The following is a 1,073-nucleotide window of genomic DNA, read 5'->3' as shown; positions in this document are numbered from 1 at the left end:
CGGTGCAGCGCTGATTCTGACGGCTTTGTTGAACTATTTCAAGTTTGAGAAAGCCGTTACAAACGTTATTGCGTCTAGGTTTGTCGTGACCGTTAACGGCCTGCAAGGCGATGTTGAAAACGCGATGAATTTGGGCTTGTCGCTGGCCGAGTTGCGCGATCTTCAGCAGCTCATTGAGCGCGAAGAGCGGAGCGACGATCAGATCCTCGCCATCGAGATTGCCGATACTTCCGGCACGATCCTTTTTTCTACCGATAAAGCCCGGCTGGAAACGCCGTTACCGGAAGATTGGGTTCGCACCATGTCGCGGTCCGAGGGCGGAATTTGGCAGGAAGACTACGAGGGTAATCCTGTTTTGGGCGCGACGCTGCGCAATACCTTCGGGCAAGTCGCCGGGGGGGTTATGCTGCGCTACAATAAATTGGCGGTGACGAGCCGGACCGAGGCCGTGCGCCCTGGGCTGGCGGCGGCGGGCGCGGTCGCGCTTCTCGTCTGTAGCTTATTGACGGTCGCGGGGGTCTGGCTGGTGTTCCGCAAAATCATCGCCGGGTTCCGCACCGCTGAAACCTATGTGGCTGAAGCGTTGGTGGCGGGCCGCGCACAAACCCTATCAAAACCGACCGGCGCGCTGGGCGACGACATTATTAGTGTCGTCGAAACCATCCAGCAGGCCGACCAAGAGTTGAAGCAGGCAGCAGAAAAAGCATGAATACCGATCTCGCGAAATCGATCAGTTTCCGGCTCTTAACGCTTGCGGTGCTGCTGCTGCTGGTGATGCTGGCAGGGTTTTCCGTCTTCTCGCGCAGTCTTTTCGAGCCGCAGATTTTGCCGGAGCTGGAAAAGAAAGCCGAAAAGGTCGGCACCTATGTTCTGGCGCAGTTGGATCAGGCGGTGGCCTGGGGCATTCCCGTCGAGAAACTTGCCGGAACCGATGAGCTTTTCGACGATATCCTCGACCGGAATAAAGACATTGGCTTCATTACCGTCACGGATCTGAACGGCAAGCGCCTGCATCTACGCGGCACGCTGCCGACCAGTTCGAGGCCAATCTCGCCCCCTTGACCCGCGAGACC

At 57.8% G+C, this 1,073-nt stretch carries 1 protein-coding gene and 1 pseudogene; both read left to right on the top strand.

Annotated elements, in window-relative coordinates:
* Positions 1 to 709: pseudogene (locus tag VZ95_RS19590) on the top strand (hypothetical protein); the annotation flags it as partial.
* Positions 706 to 1,062 carry a hypothetical protein gene (locus VZ95_RS19585; RefSeq protein WP_045777360.1) on the top strand — a complete coding sequence of 119 codons (357 nt, stop codon included), beginning with the start codon at positions 706 to 708 and terminating at the stop codon, positions 1,060 to 1,062. The pseudogene VZ95_RS19590 and the gene VZ95_RS19585, both read left to right, overlap by 4 nt.
* Positions 1,063 to 1,073: the final 11 nt, after the last annotated feature.

This window comes from Elstera litoralis, assembly GCF_000963705.1.
Classification (GTDB): Bacteria; Pseudomonadota; Alphaproteobacteria; order Elsterales; family Elsteraceae; genus Elstera; species Elstera litoralis.
Note: the sequence above shows the minus strand (reverse complement) of the source record. Positions and strands in the feature narration are given on the sequence as shown.

What these genes read in the sequence shown, in the direction of transcription:
- VZ95_RS19585 (WP_045777360.1), top strand. Translation starts at nt 706, where the DNA reads ATGAATACCGATCTCGCGAAATCGATCAGTTTCCGGCTCTTAACGCTT.